We start from the raw sequence: 22,338 nt of genomic DNA, 5'->3' as shown, positions 1-22,338 counted from the left end.
ACACCTATCTCCGTTCGCGGGACAATCGAACGGATATTCGTGTCTTTGTGCACAATCCGGTAGGTTCCGTGGATCGCCAGAATAGGCCGGCAGTCTCGCCGATGGATTGGCCGAGCGCTAGGCGCAACTGCGACGACCGCCGCCGGCTTCATGAAGACATCGTTGCGGCGCTTGCGCACGTCCTCGCCATCGGTCGGCTCGCCCTTGGCGCGACGGTCGGCGAGATCCAGGAAAGCCTTGGCCTTGAACGGAATGAGCCCCGCCTCGCTGAGCAGCTACAAGCCGTCCAACGCCTGCAAGTCGGCCTTGAGGAGGTCGTAGTAGGGCGCATCGAGAAGGATAGCCGAGAGGCTCGCGACCGTCTCGTCGATCGGCAGCGGGGTCAGGTCGCTGCCGGGCGCCAGTTTGAAGCCCTCCGGCGCGTCTACCGTTCCGCCACGTCCCCCATGCTCGTGATCCCATAGGCGATCGCCGCTGACGGGGCGAGGGCGGCGTTGCGTCCTGTGCGCCAGGCGCGGCTCTGTCAGGCAGCGCTGTTGCGGAGCAGGGGGCTCGACGGGACCGATCTGCATGCTAGCGTCTGCCGCTCAAGTTTGATGGGGACGTTGACATGCGTAAGGGGATCAAGATCGCGGCGCTGATGACGGGCGCGGCGGTGGCCTTGGCGGGCGCTGCGAGCGCTGCGGAGGTCAAGGCGGTCAGCGCCGCGCGGCTGCTCGACGTGGCGAGCGGCAAGTATGTCGACAACCCCCTGGTCATCGTCACCGACGGCCGCATCACCAGCATCGGCAAGAAGGGCGACGCGGTTCCGGCCGGGGCCGTCGCCGTCGACCTGCCCGGCGCGACCCTGCTGCCGGGTCTGATCGACATGCACGTGCACCTCGACAGTCTGGCCGAGGTGGGCGGCTATAACAGCCTCGAATACAGTGACCGCTTCTGGAGCGTCATCCAGACCGCCAACGCCAAGAAGACGCTGGAGGCCGGCTTCACCACGGTGCGCAACGTCGGCGCGGCCGACTATGACGATGTGGGCCTGCGCGAGGCGATCGACGCGGGCTATGTGCCCGGTCCCCGGATCGTCACCGCCGCCATCTCGTTCGGCGCCACGGGCGGCCACTGCGACTCGACCTTCTTCCCGCCGTCGATGGACCAGAAGAACCCCTTCAACAGCGACAGTCCCGACGAGGCCCGCAAGGCCGTGCGGACGCTGAAGAAGTACGGCGCGCAGGTGATCAAGATCTGCGCCACGGGCGGGGTGTTCTCGCGCGGCAACGAGCCGGGCCAGCAGCAGCTGACCTATGAGGAGATGAAGGCGGTCGTCGACGAGGCGCACATGGCGGGCATCAAGGTCGCCGCCCACGCCCACGGCGCCTCTGGCATCCGCGAGGCGGTGCGGGCCGGGGTCGACACCATCGAGCACGCCAGCCTCGTGGACGACGAGGGCATCAAGCTGGCGGTCCAGAAGGGCGCCTACTTCTCGATGGACATCTACAACACCGACTACACCCAGGCCGAGGGCAAGAAGAACGGCGTCCTGGAAGACAACCTACGCAAGGACCGCGACATCGGCGAACTGCAGCGCGAGAACTTCCGCAAGGCGCTGAAGGCCGGGGTGAAGATGGTCTACGGCACCGACGCTGGCATCTATCCGCACGGCGACAACGCCAAGCAGTTCGCCGTGATGGTGCGGTATGGCGCGACGCCCTTGCAGGCGATCCAGTCGGCGACCGTGACCGCCGCCGAGGCGCTTGGCCGCGGCAAGGACGTCGGTCAGGTGGCCGTGGGCCGCTATGGCGACATGATCGCGGTGGCCGGCGACCCGCTGGCCGACGTCACCACGCTGGAGAAGCCGGTCTTCGTGATGAAGGGCGGCGCGGTGGTGAAGGCGCCTTAGCCGACGTCAAATTTCCCCGGTGACACGATGTGGCGCCGGGGAAATCAAACTCCGCGCCTCTCGGCAAAAAATGGTGTGCAGGCGGCCAGTTTAGCGGCGGATTGCGACTAAAATCGGTTTCCTTTGGCCCTGCGCCTGCATAATCATGCCCCCGATTGACGCGCCGGATCACGGCGCGCGTTTCAGGTGAGGGGCTTTCCATGTTGCAGACTTCGTTCCGGCGCCGCGCGATCGCGCTGGCCGCCTCGGTCGCGATCGCGGCGCTGTCCTCGGGCGCGGCGCTGGCCGCCGACGGCTACAAGGCGCCGCCTGCGCCGATCGCCCAGATCCTGGACGCCGCCCCGACGCCCAGCATCGCCGTCAGCCCCGACCGCAAGGTGCTGGCCCAGCTGGGCCGCGAGAACCTGCCGTCGATCGCCGCGGTGTCCGAGCCGATCCTGCGGTTGGGCGGGTACCGGATCAATCCGCGCAACAACGGTCCGATCGAGGCCCGTTCGTCCTGGATGAACGCCCTGTCGTTCCAGGACGTGGCGACCGGCAAGACGCGGGCTGTGGCCTTGCCGGTCGGCGCGCGTTTCCTGGCGCCCAGCTGGTCGCCGGACGGCGGCAAGATGGCCTTCATCATGGACGGCAAGGAAAGCCTCGAGCTGTGGGTCGTGGACGTGAAGGCCGCCACGGCGCGCAAGGCCTCGGACGTCGCCGTCAGCGGCGTGTTCGGCGCGGGCTATGACTGGCTGCCGGACGGTTCGGGCTTCCTGGTGCAGGCGGTGGTGGCCGGGCGCGGCGCGCCGCCGGTCAAGGACCAGACGCCGACGGGCCCGACGATCCAGGAGTCCAAGGGCCGCACGGCCGCCATCCGCACCTATCAGGACCTGCTGACCAACGCCCACGAAGAGGCGCTGTTCGACTACTACTTCACCGCGCAGCTGACCCGCGTGGACCTGGCCGACGGCAAGACGACGGCGGTCGGCAAGCCGGGCGTGATCTCCGGCTTCAGCGTCTCGCCCGACGGCAAGTACGTGCTGACCAACCGCCTGAAGCGTCCCTACAGCTACCTGGTCCCGGCCAACCAGTTCCCGACCGAGATCGCGGTCTCCACGATCGACGGCCGGCCGGTGAAGACCCTGGTCGACCGTCCCCTGGCCGACAATCTGCCCGCCGCCTTCGACGCCGTGCCGACCGGCGTGCGCTCGGTCAGCTGGCGCGCTGACGCCCCGGCCACCCTGGTCTGGGCCGAGGCCCAGGACGGCGGTGACCCGCGCAAGAAGGTGGCGATCCACGACAGCGTCTTCCTGCAGGCCGCGCCGTTCGACGGCGCGCCGACCAAGCTGATCGACCTGGAGCAGCGCTATCGGGGGATCGAATGGGGCCGCGGCGACGTGGCCCTGCTGACCAGCCGCTGGTGGCAGACCCGCAACCAGAAGCTCATCCTGATCGACCCCTCCAAGCCGGGCGCCGGCCGCGTGATCGTCGATCGAAACTATCAGGACCGCTACAACGATCCGGGCCGCGCCCTGACCCGTCGCGACGCGCGAGGCGAGGACCTGCTGCACTTCACGCCTGACGGCAAGTCGGTGTTCGTGGTCGGCGACGGCGCCTCGGCCAAGGGCGAGTTTCCGTTCGTGGGCCGCATGTCGCTGGCCGACGGCAAGGTGACCAAGCTCTGGCAGGCCCAGGGGCCGTACTATCAGGTCCCGGTCGCCCTGGCCGACGAGGCGGGCAAGACGGTGATCACCCGCCGTGAGAGCGCCAAGGAGCAGCCCAACTTCTACATCCACGCCGTCGCGCCGGGCGCCAAGGCCAAGGCCCTGACCAGCTTCCCCGACCGCGCGCCGCAGTTCGCGGGCGTGACCAAGCAGACCATCACCTACAAGCGCGCGGACGGCGTGACCCTGTCGGGCGTGCTCTATCTGCCGCCGGGCTATGACAAGGCCAAGGACGGTCCGCTGCCGCTGCTGATGTGGGCCTATCCGGCCGAGTTCACCGACGCGGCCGTGGCCAGCCAGACGGTGGACGAGGGCAACCGCTTCACCCGGCCGGGCGGCTCCAGCCACCTGTTCCTGCTGACCCAGGGCTACGCCATCCTCGACAATCCGGCGTTCCCGATCATCGGCCAGAACGGGGCCGAGCCCAACGACACCTATATCGAGCAGCTGACCGCCGACGCTCAGGCCGCTGTGGACGCCGTGGTCGCCTTGGGCGTGGCCGATCGCGACCGGATCGCCGTGGGCGGCCACAGCTATGGCGCGTTCATGACCGCCAACCTGTTGGCCCACACGCGCCTGTTCCGGGCCGGCATCGCCCGCTCGGGCGCCTACAACCGCACCCTGACGCCGTTCGGCTTCCAGGCCGAGCAGCGCACCTACTGGGAGGCGACCGACACCTATACGAAGATGAGCCCGTTCACCTACGCCCCGAACATCAAGGACCCGATCCTGCTGATCCACGGCGAGGCCGACGACAACTCGGGCACCTTCCCGGTGCAGAGCGAGCGCTTCTACGCGGCGCTGAAGGGGGCGGGGGCGACGGTCCGCTACGTGACCCTGCCCAACGAAGCCCACGGCTATCGCGCGCGGGAGTCCACCGGCCACACCCTTTGGGAAATGGCCCAGTGGATGGACAAGTATGTGAAGAACGCGCCGCCGCGCGCGAAGTGATCGCCATCGGCGCTTGTGTGTAAAAGAGGGGCGGGCGGTCTTCGCGGACCGTCCGCCCCTTCGTCATCAACTTGACCCGCCGGATCGCGTGAGCGATCACCCGGCCCCGCTTCCAGAGGAACTCGCCGCCCGTGATCGCCTTCGAGGCCGTTTCCAAGACCTACGCCGCCAAGGGCGCGACCGCCGCGCACGCCGCGCTGCGCGAGGTCTCGCTGTCGGTGAACGCCGGCGAGGTGTTCGGGGTGATCGGCGCTTCGGGCGCGGGCAAGTCGACCCTGATCCGGCTGATCAACGGCCTGGAGACCCCGAGCGCGGGCAAGATCATCGTCGACGGCGACGACGTGGCCGCCCTGGGCGTGGAGGGCCTGCGCGCCCTGCGCCGCCGGGTCGGGATGATCTTCCAGCACTTCAACCTGCTGTCGGGCAAGACGGTCGCTCAGAACGTCGCCTTTCCCCTGAAGCTGGCCGGGCGGCCCGCCGCCGAGGTCAAGGCGCGCACGGCCGAACTGCTCGAACGCGTCGGCCTGTCGGCCCACGCCGGCAAGTATCCGGCCCAGCTGTCGGGCGGTCAGAAGCAGCGCGTCGGCATCGCTCGCGCCCTGGCCACCAATCCCAAGGTCCTGCTGTGCGACGAGGCCACCAGCGCGCTTGATCCGGAGACCACCGAACAGATCCTCGACCTGGTCTCGGGCCTGAACCGCGAGCTTGGCCTGACCATCGTGCTGATCACCCACGAGATGGACGTGGTCCGCCGCGTCTGTGATCGCGTGGCGGTGCTGGACGCCGGCCGCGTGGTGGAGGAGGGCGCCGTGGAAGAGGTGTTCCTGCACCCGGCCAGCGACACGGCCCGCCGCTTCGTGCGCGAGGCCGAGGGCGATGTGACTGCCGCGCCGGGCGTCGGCGGGCGCGTGGTGCGCCTGACCTTCAGGGGCGAGGCGACCTACAAGCCGGTGCTGGGCGAGGTGGCCCGGGCGACCGGCGTCGACTACTCGATCCTGGGCGGTCGCATCCATCGCCTGCGCGAGACGCCCTATGGCCAGCTGACCCTGGCGCTGACGGGCGGCGACGTCGCCGCCGCCATCGCCCAGTTCCAGGCCGCCGGCGTGCGCGTGGATGCGCTTTCCGGGGAGACCGCCCAATGAGCGCCTCGACCATGACCTTCGCCAATGTCGACTGGAGCGAGATCGGCCAGGCCACGCTCGACACCCTGGCCATGCTGGGCGGCTCGATGGTGCTGACCGTGGCGGTGGGCCTGCCGCTGGGCGTGATCCTGTTCCTGACCGGCAAGGGCCAGATGCTGGAGAACCGCCTGGCCAACGGGGCGCTTTCGCTGCTGGTCAACATCCTGCGCTCGGTGCCGTTCGTGATCCTGCTGATCGTGATGATCCCGCTGACCGTGGCGCTGGTCGGCACCTCGCTGGGCGTGGCCGGGGCGATTCCGCCGCTGGTGGCGGGCGCGGCGCCGTTCTTCGCGCGCCTGGTCGAGACCGCCCTGCGCGAGGTCGACAAGGGCGTGATCGAGGCCAGCTTCGCCATGGGCGCCAAGCGGCGTCAGGTGGTGCTGGGCGCGCTGCTGCCCGAGGCGCTGCCGGGCCTGGTGGCCGCCGCGACGGTGACCGCAGTGGCGCTGGTCTCCTACACGGCCATGGCCGGTGTGGTCGGCGCGGGCGGCCTGGGCGACCTGGCCATCCGCTTCGGCTATCAGCGCTTCCAGACCGACGTGATGGTCGTGACCGTGGTGCTGATGCTGGTGCTGGTGCAGGTGTTGCAGATGATCGGCGACGCGGTCGTGCGTCGCGTCTCCCACAAGTAAGCGCCCGACCATGACGATCGAAATCGAACACACTGACTCCCACTGGGACGCCGCCTTCGCCGCGACCCTGCTGGGCAAGACCCTGCTGATGAACCTCACCTTCCTCGACGAAGACGGCGAGGTGCAGGAGCGACAGCAGTTCTTCGGCGTGGTGATCGACGCCACCGAGCACGAGGGCATCGTGCTGGACCTGTTGGGCGAGCACGACGGCGACACCTACACCCTGCCGCCGCAGACCTCGGCGATCCAGAAGGCCGAGGCGGGCGTGACGAGCCTCGCGGGCGACAAGCCCGACTTCGTCGCCAGCTGGATCATCCATGGCGCGCCGGAGGTCGCCAACGACCTGGACGAAGAGGTCTAAGCTCTAGGCCTGGTCGAACGGGAAGGGCAGGCGACCGGCCTTGAACAGGATGTCGGGGTTTTCGTCATAGTCGCCCAGCTCGACATCGGCGGTGGCCGAGAACGCCACGACGCCTTCGCGCAGGGGCGCCAGCCGTTCGGCCTTGCGCCGCGCCTCCTCGGCGGTCTTGCAACCGATCTGCTGCTCGGCCTTCAGGCCCTTGCCGCGTCCGGCGATATAGGCTTGCACGATGTGGACGGTTTCTTTGGCCATCCCCATCCAGGCGACCTGTTCGGACGTAACGTCAAGCGATCCTGAGGCAGGGGCTTGGAATCGCCTCAGGAAATCTGATTTCCCTCGCCCGGCCCGAGCGGGCAAAACCCTACCTCTCAGATCGTCTTGTGGAGCTGTTCATGGTCGCCCGCCGCGCTGTTCTCGTCCTCGGCCTCGCCGCCATGTCTGTCGCGGCGTGTGGCCCCAAGGCGCCCAAGGCCAGCGATCCCAACACCCTGACCGTGGCGGCCACCGCCGTGCCGCACGCCGAGGTGCTGGAGTTCATCAAGCCGAAGCTGGCGCAGCAGGGCCTGAACATCGACATCAAGGTGTTCAACGACTACGTCCAGCCCAACACACAGGTCGCCGAAAAGCGCATCGACGTCAGCTACTTCCAGACCCTGCCGTATCTGGAGAGCTTCAACCGCGACAAGGGGACCAACCTGATCCCGCTGCAGGGGGTCCATGTCGAACCGATCGGGACCTATTCGGCCAAGTGGAAGTCGATCGCCGAGGTTCCGAACGGCGCCGTGATCGCCATCCCCAATGACGCCTCGACCGAAGGCCGCGCCCTGATCCTGCTGGCCAAGAACGGCGTCATCGCCATCAAGGACCCCAAGAACCCGCTGACCAGCCTGCGCGACATCACCAGCAACCCGAAGAACCTGAAGTTCAAGGAGCTGGAGGCGCCGGCCCTGCCGCGGGTGCTGAACCAGGTCGATCTGGCGGTGATCAACACCAACTACGCCCTCGACGCCAAGCTGAACCCCAGCAAGGACGCCCTGATCATCGAGGACAAGACCAGCCCCTATGTGAACTATCTGGTCGGCCGTCCCGACAACAAGGACGACCCGCGCGTGAAGACGCTGGCGGCGGCGCTGACCACGCCTGAGGTCAAGGCGTTCCTGGAGCAGAAGTACGCGGGCGCGGTCGTGCCGGCGTTCTGAGGGGCGGAAGGTCGCGCCCTAGTGTGGGTGTGCGCGGCGCAGGTCGCTGACGCGACAGCCCGGGTCGCAAGCGAACTGTGATGGCGTCTGCAGTGGGTGGTGAGCGGACAATCGCGCTGGTCGCCCGACGCTAAACCGTGATGCAACCTGAACGCATCAGGCGGACACTCGAACGACTTTCCGACGAAGCACCCAGACACCGACGATCATGAAAAACATGAGCATCATGGTCCCCATGATCCGGCCAACGGTTGGAGGCGTGCCAACTTTGGCTGCTCTTTCGAGTGCTTCCGCCGCACGCCACAGCGCGAAGAACAGCGTCGCGAAGAATAGAAGCGCCACGGGGCTGTTCCGGGAGGGAAGACCGAAGATCGCTGCGACCAACATGATTGCTGGCGGCGCTAGGAATATCCAAGGCGTCCATTCCGGGATTTCAGGTGTCGGTCGTCGCGCGAGGGAAACTGTGAAGATCGCCCAGCTCCAACCACACATCAGGCCAGCAAGCAGCGCCGGGAATATCCCTTGAAACAGGGGTTTGCCGAGCGCCGCCAGTGATACCAAGTTCAACAAAATCCAGACGATTGTCAGGATTGCAGGGTGCAGCAAAGCGATGCGTTGCGCGATTGCCGGGCGGTACATGACGTGCGTGTCGTTGTGAAGCTTGAGGGACTGGCCTCTGCAATCACCTGCGTCGCAAGCTTCCAAGATTTGGTCCGGTCCCGTCCCGACCTCTTCCTGCTCTTTCGCCATTTTGCGCCGACACCACGCCCCGCAGAGGAATCATTGGCACCGTCTAACATTTCACCTTACCTATCAGCGCCCGCTGCTCACGGATTCTCCATGGCCCTCCCGTCGCTGAAATCGTCCGCCGGTCGTCGACTGGTGCTGGACGTCGCCAATTCCTCGGGCCTGGAAGATTGGGCGCCGGAGCTGCAGAAGACCAAGGTCTATGAGCGGATTCTGCTGGACCTGATCCTGGGCGAACTGCCGGCCGGGGCTCGCCTGGACGAACAGTCGCTGGCCGCGCACTATGGCACCGGCCTGGCGGGCGTCCGCGACGCGCTGGGACGCCTCGCCCTGGAGGGGTTGATCATCCGCCGCGCCCGTTCGGGCACCACGGTCGCGCCGCTGGACCTGGTGGAGCTGCGCCAGGGCTATGAGGCGCGCGTGCTGATTGAGCCGCACTGCGCGCAACTGGCCGCCAGGAACGCCAGCAAGGCCGAGGCCCAGGCGATGTTCGAGGTTTTCGCCGATGGCGAGGAGGCCGCGCGGACCTGCGACCTGCCGGCCCTGGTGGCGATGGACCTGCGCTTCCACGCCGCCGTCGCCCGCGCCTCGGGCAACCTGGCCCTGGCCCGCATTCTCATCCCGCTGCAGCACAAGGCCGCCCGCTTCTGGGTGTTTTCATTCAACGGCGCGTCCGAACAGGAGCTGCTGGACGAGATCGAGGAGCATCGTCAGGTCGCGCGGGTCATCGCCAGCGGCGACGCCGAGGGCTCGCGGCGGGCGATGCTGCGGATTCTGGATGTCCAGCCCGAAGCCGGCGCTCGATCCTAGATCGTAGGCCTCCGCACCCGGTCCCAAGGGTCATCATTCCCTTTACGTAAGCTGCAGCATTCGGGTCACACCCGCATCATAATTCCACCTGAAATGTCAGAAGGCATTTTGACGAAGGTCAAGACATCCCCAGATATCGAGCCGTGAGCGCCGGGGCCCTTACCCGGTGCGGTGAAGGCTCGATCTATGTCGTCTCAGCGCATCCTTCTGTCCGCCAGCCTGCTGGCCCTGGCCGCCGCTTCGCCCGCCCTGGCCGACGCGCAGTTGTCCGACCGCGTCGATGCGGTGGTGATCGTGGCGCGCGACAAGGCGGGCCTGCTGGAGAAAGCGCCCAGCCAGACGGTGTTCGGGATCGACAAGCCGCTGATCGAGACCCCGCGCTCGGCCAGCCTGGTCAGTGACCTGACGCTGGAGCGCTATGGCGTTCTGACCCTGGACGGCGCCACCAAGGTCGCGCCCGGGACCCATACGGCCAGCTTCTATGGCGTGCCCGGCTCGCTGAACATTCGCGGCACCCTGGCCGAGAACTACTTCCGCGGCTTCAAGCGCGTGGAGAACCGGGGGACCTATTCCACTCCGATCGGCGGCGCGGCGCGTATCGAGATCCTGCGCGGCCCGCCGACGCCGGTCTACGGCGCGGGCAAGGTCGGGGGCCTGGTCAATTTCATCCCCAAGTCCGCCCGCGACGAGGGCCGTTTCCTGGCCGGACCGGAAGGGGAGGTGAGCGCCACCGTCGGCAGCTACAACAAGAAGCTGGTCACCGCCCAGTTCGGCGCGCCCGTCAGCCTGGGTCCGGCCCAGGGCGGCGTCTATGCCTACGGCGAGGCCGAGGACAGCCACAGCTTCTACAAGGGGATCTATCCGCGTCACCAGACCCTGGAGCTGTCGGCCGATTTCGATCTGGGCGAGGGCTGGAGCACCGCTTTTGGCGGCATGCTGTTCCGCTCGCGGGGCGACGTGCAGACGCCGGGCTGGAACCGCCTGACCCAGGACCTGATCGACAACCGCACCTACATCACCGGTCGCGACACCACGCTGAAGGACACGGACGGCAACGGCCGCCTGACGCCTACCGAGGTGGGCTTCTATCCCTTCGCCAGCGCGCTCTACATCCCGTACTACGGCTTCTTCAGCACCGACGCGGTCCATACGCTGGACGTCGGCGTCGGGACCACCAAGCTGGACCGCCGCACGGTCTATATCAGCCCCGCCGACTTCTCGAAGACGGACACCCAGACGCTGTATTTCGATCTGGCCAAGGACCTGGGCGAGGATCGCGCGCTGAAGCTGCAGCTGTTCCACGACCGCCAGGACAACAAGCGCTACGTCTCCTACGGCTATCCGTCGGCGATCGACGCCAAGGTCAGCGAGGTCCGCCTGACCTACGCCTTCCCGACCACCTTCGGCGCGGCCAGCGCCCGCACCCTGGTCGGCGGCTCCCACCGCTGGTTCGAGGGGCGGCGGCGCGAAAGCTACAACAGCGGCATGATCGCTCTGGACCGCCGCGACATCAGCTTTGGCGCCACGCCGACCGACATCATCGACAGCCCGTTCGACGACGAGCCCGGCGGCGTGGGCCTGAAGTGGGAGAATGACAACCGCTCGACCTGGAAACAGACCGGCGTCTTCGTCACCTCCGATATCGACCTCGGCCGCCTGAACCTGATCCTGGGCGGGCGCTGGGATCGCTACAGCGTCGAAAGCCAGGACACCGGCTTCCTCAGCTACACCGTCACGGGCCAGAAGACGGCCGAGCGAAACAAGGCGACCTGGAACGCCAGCCTCACCTACACGCTGCCGATCGGCCTGATGCCCTACGCCAGCTACGCCAAGGCCTCGGCGCTGGAGATGAGCCAGGGCGGCGATATCGCGCCGGGTCTGGTGGCCGACGGCTCGTGGCTCTCCAGTTCCGACTTGGCCGAGGCCGGGGTAAAGTTCCAGCTGCTGCGCGGAACCCTGATCGGTTCGCTGGCGGCCTATCGCCAGAACCGCACCCAGATCACGGGCGCCATCGCCCCGCCCACCGTGCAGGGCACGCGCGCCAAGGGCGTGGAGCTGGAGGTCCGCTGGCTGGCGTCCGAGCGGCTGTCGTTCACCTTCGCCGGCAACAGCCAGCGCACGACCATCAAGGGTCCGGACACCTCGTTCCAGTACATCCCGGCCTATACCGCCGGCGTGCCGGGGCCCCAGGCCTATGGCGGTTCCTATGTGGTGTGGAGCTTCGCGGGCCTGCCGGGGCGCAGCGGCGACTACGCCTACACCCTGACACCCAAGTCGGTGCTCAGCCTCTACGGGACCTACACCAGCAAGGGCTATGACTGGGGCCAGGCCGGGGCGACCCTGGGCGTCAGCCACGTGGGCCGCACCTCGGGCACGGTGCAGAACGCCGTGCGCTATCCCGCCTATGAAGTGGTCAATGCGTCGGCTTTCGTCAGCCGGGGGCCTTACACTTTGTCGGTCAATGTCGATAACCTGTTTGACACGTTCTATTTCACCCCGGACGCCGACACCTACGCTAATCTCGGCGCCTTGCCCGGCAAGGGACGCGAGTGGCGGGCCACCCTGAAGCGGACCTTTTGATGCGATCTGACAGTTTCATCCTCCCCCGCGGAGCGGGGGAGGGGGACCGCCGAATGGCGGTGGAGGGGGCGCTGGAGGTCCTAGCGCCCCCTCCGTCACGACGCTGCGCGTCGCGCCACCTCCCCCGCCTTGCGGGTGAGGAGGGCTGTCGGTGACCGCGTCCCGCTTCCGTCCCTGGCTGCTGTTGGCGGCGTTCAGCCTGCTGCTGTTCCTGATCACCGCCTCGACCTACGGCTCTCTGGGCGTGGTGCTGCCGGCCATGATCGGCGAGTTGAACTGGAGCTTCGAGAAGGCGTTCCTGGGCTTTTCGGTGCTGGGCGTCTTCACCGGGGCCTCGTCCTGGTTGCCGGCGATCCTGATCCGGCGGATCGGGGTGCGGGGGACCTTGCTGGTGGGCGCTGCGGTGCTGGCCGGTGGATTCGTCGGCCTGGCCAACGCCGAGAGCCTGATCAGCTACTATGTGGGCGCGGCCGCCTGCGGGGTCGGCTTCCAGATGGCGGCCCTGATCCCGGGTACGCATGTGCTGTCGTCGCTGTTTCGTGAGCGCGCCCTGCCTTTTGGCCTCTACTTCACCTTCGGATCGCTGGGCGGCGCCGCCGGGCCGTGGATGGTGCTGAGCCTGATGCAGGCCAGCGGCGACGACTGGCGGGCTTTCTGGATCGTACAGGCGGTCCTGGCCGCCGCCGTGGGCGGCCTCTGCGCCCTGATGGTCGGCGGCTCCCAGTGGCTGGCGGCGGCCGCGCGAGAGGTCGATGTCGAGGTCGAGCAGGCGGCGCGACAGGCGCCTGCCAATGCGCGCGTCTATCGCACCGCGCACGAATGGACCGTCCGCCAGGCGCTGCGCACGCCGCAATTCTACATCCTGGTCGCCGCCTACTTCTCGCACCTGCTGGCCGGCGTGACGGTCGCCAGCGTATCGGTTTCGCACCTGACCGAGATCGGCGTCGCCGCAGGGCTAGCGGCGGTGGCGGCCGGCGCTCTGGCGGCCAAGATGTTGAGTCTCGAGGCCCTGATGCAGACCCTCGCACGCCTCGCAGGCGGCGCTCTGGGCGATCGGGTGGATCCGCGCTGGCTGCTGGTTTTCGCCCAGGCGATGCTGGTGATCGGCCTTCTGGCGTTGGCCAAGGCGGCGACGCCCGCCCTGATGCTGGTCTATGCGATCGGAACAGGGGTGGGCTTTGGCCTGACGGTCCTGGCCGTCACGGTGCTGCTGCTCAACTACTATGGCCGTCAGAGCAATCTGGAGCTGTTCTCGCTGACGTGTCTGGTCGGCGCGGTGTCGGCGGCGGGGCCGTTCATCGCCGGCGCAATGCGCGACCGACTGGGCAGCTTCGCCCCGACCTTTGAGCTCTTCGCCGCCGTCACGGCGGTGGTGTTCGTGGCGGTGCTGGTGATGCGGCCGCCGCGAGCGCCGCAAACCTGAACCTCGACAATAAAAAAGCCGCCCCGGGGGAGCCGGGGCGGCTTCGATCTCTACCCGATGGGTCGCTTAGAAAGCGGCCTTCAGGCTGACGACCACGCGGCTGTCATAGATCTTGCCGAGGCCGTGCTCGCTGGTGTCGTGGTAACGCAGGTCAGCCGACAGCTTGTCGGTCAGGGCGTAGGCCAGACCCAGGTTCCAGGTGCTGTAGTCCTTGTAGTTCTTGATGCTCTGGTTGCCGACGGCGCCCGAGAGGGTCAGCTTGTCAGCGACCGGCATGGCGGCGTTGATCTCGACGTAGGTCGAGCTGCCGCCCTTGCCCGCATATTCCGGCGAGTAGAACACGGCCGCGCCGACGGTGGCCGGGCCGAAGGCGCGCGAGGCGGCGGCCTTCAGTTCGACGAAGCTGTACGAACCCGGGGTCAGGCCCTTGTCGTCGACATAGCCGTAGTACAGCACGCCCAGGTCGAACGAGGTGTCGCCGACGGTCGGCTTGATGCCGGCGTAGAAGTCGATTTCAGCCGTCGGATCATCCGCACCGAAGTCGACGTTCGACGCCCAGACGCCCGCATAGCCAATGCCGAGCGAAAGATCGATGCCGCCCGAGATGGCCGGATCTTCCTGGGTTTGGCTCACGCCGCGGAACACGTAGTCGCTGGTGATGCCGACGTTGTACGAGGCCTTCAGCTCTTGGGCCGAAGCGGCGCCCGCGAGGGCGACCGTGGCGGCGGCGGCGGCCAGCGCGATCTTCATGGCTTTCATAGTTCTATCCCCTTGTCTGTGTCGTCAGCCAGGTTGGTTCCCGGCCCCCGACAGCGCCTGTAGGCGCATTTGCGTCCCCGACTGATTAGTTGGGGGCACGTCCTTAAGTGCAATCGGGGGGGCGTTGAACGCCAGCGAGAAGGGCGCCTGAGGCCTAAATTTTGGGCGATGTGTGACGATTTTGCTGCAATACAGGCGCTGCTCGGCCACATGCGCCTGAAAAGCGAATCCAGCTTGGCTGTGTCTTTACCGCATAGAAAGGCTTGCGCCGCCGAGGTGGAGCCCCCCGTCGACCAACAGGGTCTCGCCGGTGACATGCCGCGACGCGGGTGACGCCAGAAAGACGGCCGCGCCGGCGATGTCTTCAGCGGTGGAGGCGACCTTCAACGGCGTCGCCGCGGCTGCTCCGGCGCGAAGGCGATCGACTCGCTCGGCGTCCATGGCCTTTCCGAACCACGGGGTGTCGATGAAGCCCGGGCATATGGCGTTGACGCGAATGTGCGGCGCAAGCGCGCGGGCCAGCGACAACGTCATCGTGGTCATCGCGCCCTTGGAGGCGGCGTAGGGCACCGAAGAGCCGTTGCCGACCACGCCCGCGATCGAAGAGGTGTTGACCACGGCGCCGGGTGACGGCGCGGCCTCCAGCAGCGAGCGGGCGGCGCGGACCATCTGGAAGGCGCCGACGACGTTCACCGAATAGAGCCGCAGGAAATCCTCGGCACTGACCGCGTCGAGATCGGCATGGTTCGGCGCGAACTTGGTCATGCCGGCGTTGTTGAACAGCGCATCGATGCGGCCCGAGGCGTCGGCAGCGGCGGCGATCTTGCGGCAGTCCTCGTCGCTGGACACGTCGCCTTGCGCCAACACCGCCTTGGCCCCCTCGGCTTGGACGAGCCTTGCGGTCTCTTCTGCCTCCTCGGCGCTACGGGCGAAGTTGATCACGACAAGGCCCGCGCCGCGCCGGGCGGTCTCGACGGCGATCGCCCGGCCCAGCCCCGTGGAGCCGCCGGTGACCACCACCGTGAAGCCTTCGAAATCCCGTCCCGACATCACGTCTCTCCCGAACATCTGTTTGCGACCTTGTAGCGGGGCGCCGCGCGCTTGTCTCGCGAGGCGCGGAGGCCTAAATCGCGCCGATGACCGATCTGAACGTCACCCAACTGGGCCGCGTTGTCGACGCGCCCGAGAGCCCCGAGGCCGCCGTCCTTGAGCGCGTGCCCAATCCGCAGAGCGACGTGCTCTATCTGGCCCGTTTCGTCGCGCCGGAGTTCACCTCGCTGTGCCCCGTCACCGGCCAGCCTGATTTCGCGCACCTCGTCATCGACTACGCGCCCGGCGACTGGCTGATCGAGAGCAAGTCGCTGAAGCTCTACCTGACCAGCTTCCGCAACCACGGCTCGTTCCACGAGGACTGCACGGTCAAGGTGGCGCGCAAGATCGTCGAGATCGCGCAGCCGCGCTGGCTGCGGATCGGCGGCTACTGGTATCCGCGCGGCGGCATCCCGATCGACGTGTTCTGGCAGACGGGCCCCGCGCCGGAGGGGCTGTGGGTTCCTGACCAGGGTGTCGCGCCTTATCGCGGCCGGGGCTGAAGCTCCCGCTAGGCTGACCAGTAGCTGGTGAGCGCCGCCACGTCGGGGCGAGCGCGTTCCTGCGGCGGCTCGGTGGTCGTGCCGAGATAGAGGTAGCCGGCCACCTGTTCGCCGTCCGCCAGACCCAGGAGCGCGGTCGCGCGCGGGTCATAGCTGTACCAGTCGGTGATCCAGTTGGCGCCCCAGCCCAGGGCGGCGGCGGCCAGCAGCATCTGGTGACAGACCGCCGAGGCGCTCTGGCGCTGCTCCCATTCGGGGATTTCGCCGGGGATGTGGCGCGAGATTACCGCCACGCAGACCGGCGGGCGGGTCAGCTTGCGCAGCGCCGCCGTCGCCTTGGTCGGGTTGGCCTGGCTGTCGGCGAGCGGGGCGATCCGTTCGGCGAAGGCGTCCTTGGCCTCGCCCGTCAGAACGATAAAGCGCCAGGGGGCCAGCTTGCCGTGGTCGGGCACGCGGGCGGCGATCCGCAGAATCTCCGCCAACTGGCCGGCGTCCGGACCGGGGGCGGTCAGGGTCATGGCGCTGGCCGAGCGCCGCTTGGCCAGGAAGGCCACGACTTCCGGCGCGGCCTCGACCGGCAGGGTCTGGCCAAACTCGGGGGCGGGGGGAACAGAACCGGCCAAGACGATGTCTCCGAAGCGTTGTAAGTCGCAGACCTATGGCTGCGGGGCGGCCACGACAAGGTTCATGGCCGCAGGGCGGCCTAGATTGGGGATCAGCGCTGTGGCCGACGAACCTGACCGCAAGCCCGCTTGGCTCAGACCGCACGGAAAGCCTTGGGGCGTTTCCTCGAGCAAGGTTGTCTACGACAATCCCTGGATCACCTTGACCGAGTATCAGGCCATCGCACCGACGGGACGGCCGGCGCTGTACGGCAAGGTGGGGTTCAAGAACCAGGCGATCGGGGTCGTGCCGCTGCACGACGACGGCACGGTCACCCTGGTCGGTCAGAACCGCTTCTCCCTGGCCAACTACAGCTGGGAGCTGCCTGAAGGCGGCGCGCCGCATGGCGAGGATCCGCTGGACGGCGCCAAGCGCGAACTGGCCGAGGAGGTCGGGCTGCAAGCCGCCGACTGGCGGCTGATCCTGCGCATGGAGCTCTCGAACTCGGTCACGGACGAGATCGCCTACGGCTTTCTGGCCATGGGTCTGTCGCCCACCGAGGGCGAGCCGGACGAGACCGAGGACTTCGCCGTCGCGCGCGTGCCGTTCCGCGAGGCGCTGGACGCGGCGACGTCGGGTCATATGCCTGACGCAATTACAGTGGCGTTGTTGCTGAGAACGCACCATATGGCGGTGCGAGGCGAACTGCCGGCCGACCTGGCCGCTCTGGTCCTCGCATAGGCGTCGTTCACTGAGCTAGAGCATTTTCAAAAAAGATGCGCTATGCTCGGCCTGCGCCTGGAACGGAGAGCCCGATGCCGAAGCATCTCGAAGTGGTGACGTCCGACACCGAAACGCCGGTTTGGGTCGCCCTGCGTAACCAGGCCGAGCACGCCGCCAAGGCCGAGCCGGCGCTGGCGTCGCTGCTGAACGCGGTGATCCTCAGCCACGACAACCTCGCCGACGCCCTGACGTTCCAGCTGGCGCGCAAGCTGGGCGATCAGGAGATGCGGGCGATGACGGCGCGCGAGTTCGCCGCCGACGCCTTCGAGGATGATCCGTCGATCGTCGAGGCGGCCGAGGCCGACCTGAAGGCGGTGTTCGAGCGCGATCCGGCCTGCAAGGGCTATGTCCAGCCGTTCCTGTTCTTCAAGGGTTTCCTGGCGCTGCAGACCCACCGCGTGTCGCACTGGCTGTGGAACCAGGGCCGCGAGACCTTGGCCTTCTATCTGCAGAGCCGCTCCAGCGAAGTCTTCCAGGTCGACATCAATCCGGCCGCCAAGATCGGCAAGGGCGTGTTCATCGACCACGGCACCGGCATCGTCATCGGCGAGACGGCGGTGGTCGGCGACGACGTCTCGATGCTGCACGGCGTGACCCTGGGCGGCACGGGCGCCGAGCGCGGCGATCGCCACCCCAAGATCGGCAAGGGCGTCCTGCTGGGCGCGGGCGCCAAGGTGCTGGGCAACATCACCATCGGCGACTACGCCAAGGTGGCCTCGGGTTCGGTGGTGTTGCGCCCGGTGCCGGCGCACTGCACGGCGGCCGGCGTGCCTGCGCGTCTGGTCAACTGCCCGACCTGTGAAGAGCCCGCCAAGACCATGGACCACACCCTGGCCGAGGCGGTCTATTCGTCCACCAGCTACGAGATCTGAGTGAAGCCGCTGTTGCGTCGCCTCGGCGGCTTACTGCTGGCCGCCGCTATCGGTCTGGCCGCGCCCGCCTGGGCCGGCTCCGCGCCGGTGGGCGGCTACAAGGTCGTCAAGAGCTACCCGCACGACACCCGGGCCTTCACCCAGGGCCTGCTGTATCGCGACGGCTTCATCTTCGAGAGCACGGGCCTGCAGGGCCGGTCGTTCATCCGCAAGTGGAACCTGGAAACCGGCGCCATCGAGGCCGAGCGCACCATCGACTCCCGCTATTTCGGAGAAGGCATCGTCGACTGGAAGAACCGGGTCTACGCGCTGACCTGGACCGATCAGGTCGGCTTCATCTACGACATCGACAGCTTCGAGACCCTGGGCGAGTTCAGCTATCCCGGCGAGGGCTGGGCGCTGACCCGCGACGACAAGCGGATCATGATGAGCGACGGAACCGCCTTCATCCGCTTTCTTGATCCCGAGACGCTGAAGGAGACGGGCCGGATCCAGGTCACCGACAACGGCGTCCCGGTCACCAAGCTCAACGAACTGGAGTGGGTGAAGGGCGAGCTTCTGGCCAATGTCTGGCAGACGACCCGCATCGCGCGGATCGACGTGGCGACCGGTCGCGTCAAAGGCTGGATCGAGCTGGCCGGGCTCTTGCCGGAGGCGGGCGTGCGCGGTGACCGCGACGACGTCCTGAACGGCATCGCCTATGACGCCGCCGGCGATCGTCTGTTCGTCACGGGCAAGCTGTGGCCCACGCTGTTCGAGATCAAGCTGACCGACGCGAACTAGTTTGCGGGAACCGCATCCGGGGGATGGCGTTTAAATCACGTCCGCCCCTCTACGCCCCCCGACCTAGTGGGCGGACCACGGCCCCGGCCGCGAGACGCGCCGGGGCCCAAACTATGTTTGCGGAGGATTAGACGTCGTGAGCGGGGCTTCAGGCGCGGGCGTCCACACCTTCTCCGCCTTAAGCGACTTGCCGTTCTCGCGGCGGGCGCTAGTTTCGCGCGGACAAGCGCCCCGGGCGCCCAGCCATCAATGAGGATCCCCCGTGGACGCCACAACCGTCGCCAAGCTCGAAAAGCACCTGAAGCGCACCTTCGGCAACCCGCACATCCAGGTGAAGCCGCGTCCCAAGCAGAAGGACTCGGCCGAGGTCGAAGTCGCCGGCGAGTTCATCGGCGTTGTCTTCCAGGACGAGGACGAGGACGGCTCGTTCATGTTCGAGATGGCCATTCTCGGCGAAGACCTGGACTAAACCCACTGGCCCGCGCCCTGTCGGTGATCGACAGGGCGCGTGGCGGGCCGCGATCTTGAGTATCCGCGGCCCGGTCGGGCGTTGATCGCCGATCTTCGCCCCGCTTGAATGGGGCCATGACCTTTCACGTTCTTGATCGCCCCGTCTGTTCGACCCTCTTGGGGCGCCAAAGTCACTTGGCTATCCGGCGTGGCCGCGCCTTCCGGATGCATCCCGACTACGGCCTGTTCGCCGGTCTGGAGGACGAAGGCCCCGAGGCGCTCGCCGATCTGGGCGCCCTTTTGCGTGAGCACGGGACGGTGGGCCTGATCGCGCCCGACGCGACGCCGCCGGTTCCCGGAACCGAGGTGGTCTCCAACGCCGTCTGCCTGCAGATGGAGGCGGACAAGGTTGCGTCGGCCTGGGAGGTCGACTTCGACATGCTGGACCTCGGCGACGCCGACGGGCCCGAGATGCTGGCCCTGGCGACCCTGACCAAACCCGGGCCATTCTTCTCGCGTACGCACGAGCTCGGCGCCTTCATCGGCGTGCGGCTGGACGGCCAACTGATCGCCATGGCCGGCCAGCGCATGCGCCCGGACGGCTACACCGAGGCCAGCGGCGTCTGCGTCCATCCCGACCATCGCGGCCATGGCTATGCGGCGAGACTGCTGCGCGAGGTGACCGCGCGGATCCTGGCGCGCGGCGAGAAGGCCTTCCTGCACAGCTACACCGACAATGCGACGGCGATCCGGCTCTACGAGTCGTTGGGCTATCGCGGGCGGCGGGAACTGATGTTTACGATCCTCCGGCCGGCTGGGGTGTAACAGCGCCCCCACCGTCACGATGCGTATCCGCATCGCGCCACCTCCCCCGCCTTGCGTGGGAGGAGGAGGCCGCACCCTCCTCACCCGTGAAACGGGGGAGGTGGATCGACGCGAGGCGGCGAGACGGAGGGGGCGCTTAGAGCCCCTAAGCCTCGATCGCTTTCGCGCCGGCCTTGCGGGCCCAGCGGTAGAAGCCGACCACCACGATCGCGGCGGCGGTCAGGGAGAGCAGCATTCCGACGTGCTCCGACGGCGCGAAGGGCAGGGCGAGCGGATCGCCCTTGCCGGTCGAGACAATGGTCAGGGCCAGGGCGACATTGAACAGGCTCTCGCCGACGATGAAGCCCGAGGCGACCAGTACGCCCAGGCGCCGGGACGGCTCGGCGGCGCGGTCCTTGGCGACGATCTTCTCGAACAGCCAGCCGGCCAGGGCGCCGAGCACGACCGGGGCCGTGACCGAGCTGGGCAGGTAGATCGCCAGGCCCACGCCCAGGGGCGGCAGGCTCAGACGGTCCTTGCTGGTCGCGCGCAAACCCGTGTCGACGGCCACCAGCGCCAGGCCGATCAGCGCGCCGAAGCCCAAAAGGCCCCAGTCGAGATTGCCGCCCAGCACGCCCTTGGCCAGGGTCGAGATCAGGGTGGCCTGGGGCGCGGCCAGGGGTTCATCCGAGATGGCTTGCAGGTTCGGCGCGCCGGCGAAACCGTACGAGCGGTTCAAGAGCTCCAGCACGAACGGGATGACCACCGAGCCCGCCAGCACGCCGATGATCAGGCCGACCTGCTGTTTCCAGGGGGTGGCGTCGACCAACTGACCGGTCTTCAGATCCTGCAGGTTGTCGTTGGCGACCACGGCCACGGCCAGGACGCAGGTGGTGACGTAAAGCGCGAAGGCGATCAGGGCCTTGGTCACGTCGGGGCCGATGACGCCGCGACCGACCATGCCGACCATCAGCGAAGCGCCCAGGACGCTCAGGATGGCGATGCCCGACACCGGGCTGTTGGACGAGCCGATCAGGCCGGCCATGTAGCCGCAGACGGCGGCGGCCAGCAGGCCGGCGAAGACCAGATAGCCGATGCCGATCGCCACCAGCGGCGTCGTCAGCTGGGCGATGGGACCGCCGGTGAGGAAGTGGGCCAGGAACCAGCCGGCCGGGGCCAGGAGCAGCACCGAGACCAGACCGACGATGCCGATCGGAATGTCCTGTTCGACACGGGGCAGCTTGGCGCCGCCGGCCTTGCGGGCCTTGGCGGCGTCCAGCGCCGACTTTAGGCCTGAGGTGATCGGCCCGACCAGCTTGGCCAGGGTCCAGATGGCGGCCGCGCCGATGACGCCCGCGCCCAGGAAGCGGACCTGGCTCTTCCACACCGTCAGGGCGTGGGTGGCGGCGTCGGCCTCGGGCATGGGGGTCAAAAGGGTGAGGATCGGCACCAGGATGGCCCAGGCGATGAACAGGCCCGCGAACATGGCGATCCCGACCGTGATGCCCATCAGGTGGCCCGCGCCCATCAGGGCCAGAGAGCTGGAGGCGCCGATGCCCGTCGCGCCCGACGCCGCGCCGGCCTTGAACTTGAAATAGGCGGCGATCTCGGCGGCGAACAGCTTGGCCGCGCCCAGGGCGCCGAACAGGGCCGAGGCCAGGGCGCTGAAACCGATGGCGGCCAGACCCGCCTTGCCCTCGGCCGCGCCCTCCCGCGAGCCGGCGCCGACCTTCAGCACCTCGGCGGCGGCGACGCCTTCGGGGTAGGGCAGGTTGGAGTTGGTCACCAGCGCCCGGCGCAGCGGGATCGTGTACATCACGCCCAGGATGCCGCCGACGGCGCAGGCGCCGAAGGTGGGCAGGAACGGCACATTGGCCCACCAGCCGATCATCAGGAGGCCCGGCAGCACGAAGATCACCGCCGACAGCGTTCCGGCTGCGGACGCAATCGTCTGGACGATGTTGTTTTCCTGGATGGTCGAGGTTTTGAAGGCCCGCAGCAGGGCCATCGAGATGACGGCCGCAGGGATCGCGGTGGCGAAGGTCAGGCCGACCTTCAGGCCCAGATAGACCTGGGCGGCGGTGAAGACCAGCGTGATCAGAATGCCGAGGAGGACCCCGCGAAGGGTAAATTCCGTGCGCGGCGCGGTCGTATCGGCCATGAACATATCCAAGCAAAGATTAAGGCGGCCGGACCTTGCACGCCCGA

22 protein-coding genes are annotated in these 22,338 nt (G+C 67.7%); 15 read left to right on the top strand and 7 right to left on the bottom strand.

Annotated elements, in window-relative coordinates; translation table 11 throughout:
* Positions 1–275: 275 nt before the first annotated feature.
* Positions 276–572, bottom strand: coding sequence for a hypothetical protein (locus OVA11_RS16800; RefSeq protein WP_268068392.1), 297 nt, complete (start codon positions 570–572; stop codon positions 276–278).
* A 38-nt stretch (positions 573–610) separates the two neighbouring features.
* On the opposite strand from OVA11_RS16800, the gene OVA11_RS16795 reads away from it, so the two are divergent.
* The 5 genes from OVA11_RS16795 to OVA11_RS16775 all read left to right on the top strand — a co-directional run bounded on the left by OVA11_RS16795 (position 611) and on the right by OVA11_RS16775 (position 6,725).
* Positions 611–1,894 carry a Xaa-Pro dipeptidase gene (locus OVA11_RS16795; RefSeq protein ID WP_268068391.1) on the top strand — a complete coding sequence of 428 codons (1,284 nt, stop codon included), beginning with the start codon at positions 611–613 and terminating at the stop codon, positions 1,892–1,894.
* Positions 1,895–2,094: 200 nt separating this feature from the next.
* Positions 2,095–4,551, top strand: coding sequence for a S9 family peptidase (locus tag OVA11_RS16790; protein WP_268068389.1), 2,457 nt, complete (start codon positions 2,095–2,097; stop codon positions 4,549–4,551).
* A 131-nt stretch (positions 4,552–4,682) separates the two neighbouring features.
* Positions 4,683–5,693, top strand: a complete 1,011-nt coding sequence (locus tag OVA11_RS16785) for an ATP-binding cassette domain-containing protein (RefSeq protein WP_268068388.1) — start codon at positions 4,683–4,685, stop codon at positions 5,691–5,693.
* Entirely contained in the window at positions 5,690–6,364 is a 675-nt protein-coding gene (locus OVA11_RS16780; protein WP_268068387.1) for a methionine ABC transporter permease, read from the top strand. Before OVA11_RS16785 ends, OVA11_RS16780 begins: the two co-directional genes overlap by 4 nt.
* Before the next feature lie 10 nt (positions 6,365–6,374).
* A complete protein-coding gene (locus tag OVA11_RS16775) occupies positions 6,375–6,725 on the top strand; it encodes a hypothetical protein (RefSeq protein WP_268068386.1) in 351 nt (116 codons plus the stop codon).
* 3 nt (positions 6,726–6,728) lie between these two features.
* Here the strand turns inward: OVA11_RS16775 and OVA11_RS16770 are convergent, their stop codons facing one another.
* A complete protein-coding gene (locus tag OVA11_RS16770) occupies positions 6,729–6,977 on the bottom strand; it encodes a hypothetical protein (protein WP_268068385.1) in 249 nt (82 codons plus the stop codon).
* Between the two features lie 134 nt (positions 6,978–7,111).
* Here OVA11_RS16770 and OVA11_RS16765 point away from each other — a divergent pair, with 134 nt between their 5' ends.
* Positions 7,112–7,924, top strand: a complete 813-nt coding sequence (locus OVA11_RS16765) for a MetQ/NlpA family ABC transporter substrate-binding protein (protein WP_268069009.1) — start codon at positions 7,112–7,114, stop codon at positions 7,922–7,924.
* A gap of 156 nt (positions 7,925–8,080) precedes the next feature.
* On the opposite strand, the gene OVA11_RS16760 is transcribed toward OVA11_RS16765, so the two are convergent.
* Entirely contained in the window at positions 8,081–8,674 is a 594-nt protein-coding gene (locus tag OVA11_RS16760; protein WP_268068384.1) for a hypothetical protein, read from the bottom strand.
* A 90-nt stretch (positions 8,675–8,764) separates the two neighbouring features.
* Between OVA11_RS16760 and OVA11_RS16755 the strand changes: the two genes are divergently transcribed.
* The 3 genes from OVA11_RS16755 to OVA11_RS16745 all read left to right on the top strand — a co-directional run bounded on the left by OVA11_RS16755 (position 8,765) and on the right by OVA11_RS16745 (position 13,484).
* Positions 8,765–9,481, top strand: a complete 717-nt coding sequence (locus tag OVA11_RS16755; protein ID WP_268068383.1) for a GntR family transcriptional regulator — start codon at positions 8,765–8,767, stop codon at positions 9,479–9,481.
* Positions 9,482–9,652: 171 nt separating this feature from the next.
* On the top strand, positions 9,653–12,061 hold the full coding sequence (locus tag OVA11_RS16750; RefSeq protein WP_268068382.1) for a TonB-dependent siderophore receptor: 2,409 nt from the start codon (positions 9,653–9,655) through the stop codon (positions 12,059–12,061).
* A gap of 151 nt (positions 12,062–12,212) precedes the next feature.
* Complete coding sequence (locus OVA11_RS16745) at positions 12,213–13,484, top strand: MFS transporter (protein ID WP_268068381.1); 1,272 nt, start codon at positions 12,213–12,215, stop codon at positions 13,482–13,484.
* Positions 13,485–13,550: 66 nt separating this feature from the next.
* On the opposite strand, the gene OVA11_RS16740 is transcribed toward OVA11_RS16745, so the two are convergent.
* Both OVA11_RS16740 and OVA11_RS16735 read right to left on the bottom strand, forming a co-directional pair.
* Positions 13,551–14,243 carry a TorF family putative porin gene (locus tag OVA11_RS16740; RefSeq protein ID WP_268068380.1) on the bottom strand — a complete coding sequence of 231 codons (693 nt, stop codon included), beginning with the start codon at positions 14,241–14,243 and terminating at the stop codon, positions 13,551–13,553.
* A 246-nt stretch (positions 14,244–14,489) separates the two neighbouring features.
* The gene (locus OVA11_RS16735; RefSeq protein WP_268068379.1) at positions 14,490–15,311 is read right to left on the bottom strand and encodes an SDR family NAD(P)-dependent oxidoreductase; all 822 of its coding nucleotides are present in this window, start codon (positions 15,309–15,311) and stop codon (positions 14,490–14,492) included.
* A 68-nt stretch (positions 15,312–15,379) separates the two neighbouring features.
* Between OVA11_RS16735 and queF the strand changes: the two genes are divergently transcribed.
* Positions 15,380–15,835, top strand: coding sequence for a preQ(1) synthase (gene queF / locus OVA11_RS16730; protein WP_010920506.1), 456 nt, complete (start codon positions 15,380–15,382; stop codon positions 15,833–15,835).
* Between the two features lie 8 nt (positions 15,836–15,843).
* Here the strand turns inward: queF and OVA11_RS16725 are convergent, their stop codons facing one another.
* Entirely contained in the window at positions 15,844–16,458 is a 615-nt protein-coding gene (locus OVA11_RS16725) for a nitroreductase family protein (RefSeq protein ID WP_268068378.1), read from the bottom strand.
* 4 nt (positions 16,459–16,462) lie between these two features.
* On the opposite strand from OVA11_RS16725, the gene OVA11_RS16720 reads away from it, so the two are divergent.
* The 5 genes from OVA11_RS16720 to OVA11_RS16700 all read left to right on the top strand — a co-directional run bounded on the left by OVA11_RS16720 (position 16,463) and on the right by OVA11_RS16700 (position 20,151).
* Positions 16,463–17,179, top strand: a complete 717-nt coding sequence (locus OVA11_RS16720; RefSeq protein WP_268068377.1) for an NUDIX domain-containing protein — start codon at positions 16,463–16,465, stop codon at positions 17,177–17,179.
* Positions 17,180–17,253: 74 nt separating this feature from the next.
* Positions 17,254–18,093: a serine O-acetyltransferase gene (gene cysE / locus OVA11_RS16715; RefSeq protein ID WP_268068376.1), complete on the top strand. Its 840-nt coding sequence runs from the start codon at positions 17,254–17,256 to the stop codon at positions 18,091–18,093.
* On the top strand, positions 18,094–18,876 hold the full coding sequence (locus OVA11_RS16710; protein WP_268068375.1) for a glutaminyl-peptide cyclotransferase: 783 nt from the start codon (positions 18,094–18,096) through the stop codon (positions 18,874–18,876).
* 262 nt (positions 18,877–19,138) lie between these two features.
* On the top strand, positions 19,139–19,345 hold the full coding sequence (locus OVA11_RS16705) for a DUF3126 family protein (RefSeq protein WP_012640547.1): 207 nt from the start codon (positions 19,139–19,141) through the stop codon (positions 19,343–19,345).
* Positions 19,346–19,461: 116 nt separating this feature from the next.
* Positions 19,462–20,151 carry a GNAT family N-acetyltransferase gene (locus tag OVA11_RS16700; RefSeq protein ID WP_268068374.1) on the top strand — a complete coding sequence of 230 codons (690 nt, stop codon included), beginning with the start codon at positions 19,462–19,464 and terminating at the stop codon, positions 20,149–20,151.
* Between the two features lie 145 nt (positions 20,152–20,296).
* Here OVA11_RS16700 and OVA11_RS16695 read toward each other — a convergent pair whose 3' ends face one another.
* Entirely contained in the window at positions 20,297–22,297 is a 2,001-nt protein-coding gene (locus OVA11_RS16695; RefSeq protein ID WP_268069007.1) for an OPT family oligopeptide transporter, read from the bottom strand.
* Positions 22,298–22,338 lie beyond the last annotated feature (41 nt).

This window comes from Caulobacter sp. SL161, from assembly GCF_026672375.1.
Taxonomy (GTDB): domain Bacteria; phylum Pseudomonadota; class Alphaproteobacteria; order Caulobacterales; family Caulobacteraceae; genus Caulobacter.
The sequence above is the reverse complement of the archived record's forward strand: the minus strand, read 5'-3'. Positions and strand labels throughout refer to the sequence as shown.